Origin of the sequence: Micromonospora sp. ATA51, from assembly GCF_016802855.1 — a bacterium.
Lineage (GTDB): Bacteria > Actinomycetota > Actinomycetes > Mycobacteriales > Micromonosporaceae > Micromonospora > Micromonospora sicca.
Genome location: NZ_JAEVHJ010000480.1, coordinates 1 through 3,575 on the forward strand (window position 1 = coordinate 1; position 3,575 = coordinate 3,575).

Below are 3,575 nucleotides of genomic sequence, written 5' to 3' on the forward strand. Positions count from 1 at the left end.
GCGGGCCGTGAAGCGTCTAGACCGGTTCATCCGGTCAACGTCGCCCGGCAACGGACGACTGCCAATCATGAGTCACGTTTGCTCACTGAAAGGTAACGGCAGCGCCAGCGCCAACCCGGTCAGCTGCAGCGGGGCGTCCAGAGATTCGCGCATCAGGATCGGCAACTGGGACAGCAGCATGATGCGTCCACTGGAGAACAGCACCATGACGACCGCGAGGATCAGCAGTAGCCGCCGACCACCGGCCGTCCGCGTCCGGACATCGCCCGCGTCGTCGACGTTCTCAACCGTGGCCGGGCGCCCTGTCGCGGCCGCGACCGTGTCGCCCCTTCCCAGCAGGTACCACGACAGCGCCAGACAGCCGAGGCAGGCGACCGCCACGACCCGGAAGAGCGGACGCGCCCCGAGATAGGCCAGACCGAGACCTCCGATGCCGAATCCGGTGAACGAACCGATCGACAGCACGATGCGCATCGTGGCGATCACCGCCGTGGAAGTGGCGGTGTCGTCCCGGCTCTCCACGAGGTCCCGGCTGTGGGCCATCAGCTGCGTGTTGGGGACGCCGACCGCGCAGAAGAAGACGATCCCGACGGCGAGCATCGCCGGGTACGACCGCACGCTCGCCAGGACCGCGTAGCCGGCGGCCAGCCACGCGAAACCGGCCGGAACGATCACGCGCCGGACGCGGCCCCGGTCGGAGAAGTGGCCCGTCGTGAGCAGCACGGCCATGCCGGCCAGCGCGATGACGACGAAGTTGACCGTGACTTCGGTGTTCGAGGCGCCCAACTCGTCCCGCGCGAACAACGACAGCGCACCGAGTGCCGTGAACGACGCCGTCGAGCTGGCCAGCATCAGCGCCATCAGCGGCCGGTACGGCGCTACACCACGCCACGCAACCCCCAGCCGACGTTCACCGGGGGCGTCCGGTCGAGCGTCCGTCCGCGCCACCACCAACACCTCCCCTCGGTGTGTGCCGGCGGCCAGAGCTTGGCCGACGGCATGTAGATGGTCATCCGACGGCCAGCCCGACATGGTCGGCAAGGAAACCCAGCGCGAACGGAGCAGCGAGGACGAGTATCCCGCCGAGCAACTGGGTGAGCGCGTTGGCCGCCGGGGTGAGTGGCCAGGCGGGCTCACCGGTCACGCGAAATCCGCAGGTTCTGCGGTCGGTATGGCGGCGAACTGGCGATCAGCGCTCGTGACGAGGGCGTGCGACTCAGCGATGCGCGGCACAGGGACCTGGCGGCTTTGACAACGCCTGATCGCCTATTGACGCGGAACGACGGACAGTCGGAGACCGTCTTGTGTCTCCTCCACTCGTACCCGTTCCCCCTGGACGTGATCGGGCAGCAACGCGTCGTACAGTTCGGCGTTGCTGATCTCCACAGTGCCGCCGGCGCGGTTGATGAGGACGTTGAGGACGGCGCGTAGGTTGACGTCACTGAGGTACTGCATGTCATTCATCTCCGTGCTGTTCATTTGTGGGGGTGGGTGCCGCTCTGCTTGCCCCGCCGGGTGGGATGCCGAACCTCCGGCCCGCCGTACCTCGTCGGCCGCTCGACTTTCAGCTGGACCGGCCCTGGACCATCGCCTCGACGAGCGGGGCGAGGGGTACGGTGGCGAAGCCGACCCGGGCGTCGCTGGCGCCGTACGGCAGCCAGAGCAGGTCGCCGTGGAGCAGCGCTCCGCAGGAGTAGACGACGTTGGGTACGTAACCCTCGCGCTCGGTGTCGTCGGGGGCCAGTAGCGCCCCGGGCAGCTCGGCGATCACCCGCTCCGGTCGGTGCAGGTCGAGCAGCAGGGCTCCGATGGCGTAGCGGCGCATCGGGCCGACGCCGTGGGTGAGCACGAGCCAGCCCGCGTCGGTCTCGATGGGCGACCCGCAGTTGCCGACCTGGATCAACTCCCAGCTGCGGCGCGGTCCGTGCAGCGGCACCGGGGCCCGCCAGGTGTTGTCGTCGGCCAGGGCGGTCAGGCCGATGGTTTCACCGTCGGAGCGGCAGAGTGCGAGGTGCCGGCCGCCCACGGCCCGGGGGAAGAGCGCGATGCCCTTGTTCCGGGTGCCCGGTCCGCGCATCGGGTCGATCCGGAAGTGACGCAGATCGTCGCTGGTCAGCGCGCGGGGGGCGATCCGTTGACCGTCGTAGGCCGTGTACGTCGCCCGGTAGGTCGGGGTGCCGGCGTCGTCGACGTACCTGACGAACCGGGCGTCCTCCATGCCGTTGCTCTCCGCCGCCGTGGCCGGCCAGAGCACCCGCTCATGCAGGAGGGTGTCGGCCGGGAATTCGACGGCATAGCTGGCCGCAGAGGTCCGGCGCAGCTGCTCCAGCGTGTCCGGCGTGGTGTGGCGGTAGAGCAGATCGGGCGGCAGGTCGCCGAGCGCCCGTTCGAATTCGGCCTCGTCGTAGTGTTCCGGCAGGGTGGCCAGCACGGTGGCGGAGACCTCGTTGTCCCAGCCCTCCTCGCGCAGCCCGGCGGCGAGCAGGTCCCGTCGGTGCTGGACGTGACCGGGGCGGCCGGTCACCAGCGGCCCCGGCCGCCCCTGCACGGCGAGGTGGCTCCCGGGCCCCAGCACCGCGCTGGCGAACCCGATGGAGGAGAGGTGACCCTCACCGATCTGGCGCAGGCTGACCGCCACCCGTAGCTGCCCGGGTCGCAGCGCGGACTGGTCGGGGTGGGCCACCATGGACGGATTGCACAGCGCCGCGGCCTCGACGGCGAACTCGTGACTGAAGTAGGCACCTACCAGCAGCCGGGCGGTGGGGGAGAGCTGCCGGGTGCGGGTGACTCGGTGCCGGACGAGCTCGTAGTGGTGCTGGAAGGTGCCTTCCAGGTCGCGGTGCCGGTCGCCGAAGTCGTGCAGGGTCCGTCGGAGCAGCAGCTCCGTCTCGTCCGGGTCGAGGTCCGCGATCCGGTCGACGAGGTCGTGCGCGCGGGTGTGCGCCACCGCGGCGTCCTCACCCGGGACGAAGAGCTTGATGATGACCCGGCGGGGGTCGGGGGCGAGGGTGAGCCGCTGGCGGGTGGCCGGGGTTCCGGTCACGACCACCGCGGGCGTGCTGCAGGGTGGAGATCAGCGCCAGGGTCGACTCCGCGCCCTGGTTGAAGTTGGGGCCGTGCGGGGTCAGCCCGTCGTAGCCGCCGCCGGTCGCCGGGTCCCACATGGCCATGCCTAGGTCGTTGTCCCCGAGGAACCACCCGACGGCCCGCCCGAGGCCGATCTCCCAGGCCGGGTCACCGGTCACCGCGGCGGCGGTGGCGCAGGCGTCGGCGAGGGCGGCGACCTCGATGGGCTGCTGGTCGTGGCGCAGCCGAGGGCTGTCGCGTTCCCAGCCTTCAGCGGGTACGACCGAGAGCCGTCCGTCGCGGAGCTGGACCTCGCACAGCCAGGTCAGCATCCGCAGCCCGGCAGCGAGCAGCGGCGCGTCCCCGCTCAGTTGGCCGGCGGCGATGACGACCTCCGCGAGGGCCGCGCTGGCGTAGCTGAGCCGCTGCCGCGGCCACGGCCAACGCGGATCGGGGTCGGCGGGGCCGACGCGCGGGCGGCGTCGGCCAGCAGCGCCGCCGCGGCGGCG

General features: G+C 71.1%; 5 protein-coding genes and 1 pseudogene. All 6 read right to left on the bottom strand.

All coding sequences use genetic code 11. The features are described from left to right. Positions 1 to 72: 72 nt before the first annotated feature. Positions 73 to 861: an MFS transporter gene (locus tag JNW87_RS36260; protein ID WP_161557796.1), complete on the bottom strand. Its 789-nt coding sequence runs from the start codon at positions 859 to 861 to the stop codon at positions 73 to 75. A gap of 17 nt (positions 862 to 878) precedes the next feature. Then, complete coding sequence (locus tag JNW87_RS40070) at positions 879 to 1,013, bottom strand: hypothetical protein (RefSeq protein WP_255420191.1); 135 nt, start codon at positions 1,011 to 1,013, stop codon at positions 879 to 881. Beyond that, positions 1,010 to 1,144 (bottom strand): hypothetical protein, encoded by a 135-nt coding sequence (locus JNW87_RS40075; RefSeq protein ID WP_255420192.1) that lies wholly within the window; start codon positions 1,142 to 1,144, stop codon positions 1,010 to 1,012. The genes JNW87_RS40070 and JNW87_RS40075 overlap by 4 nt, the downstream gene beginning before the upstream one ends. 122 nt (positions 1,145 to 1,266) lie before the next feature. After that, positions 1,267 to 1,455: a hypothetical protein gene (locus JNW87_RS36265; protein ID WP_146231024.1), complete on the bottom strand. Its 189-nt coding sequence runs from the start codon at positions 1,453 to 1,455 to the stop codon at positions 1,267 to 1,269. Positions 1,456 to 1,564: 109 nt separating this feature from the next. Next, the gene (locus JNW87_RS36270; RefSeq protein WP_309234148.1) at positions 1,565 to 3,049 is read right to left on the bottom strand and encodes a glycoside hydrolase family 130 protein; all 1,485 of its coding nucleotides are present in this window, start codon (positions 3,047 to 3,049) and stop codon (positions 1,565 to 1,567) included. Beyond that, positions 2,958 to 3,575: pseudogene (locus JNW87_RS36275) on the bottom strand (hypothetical protein); the annotation flags it as partial. The pseudogene JNW87_RS36275 and the gene JNW87_RS36270, both read right to left, overlap by 92 nt.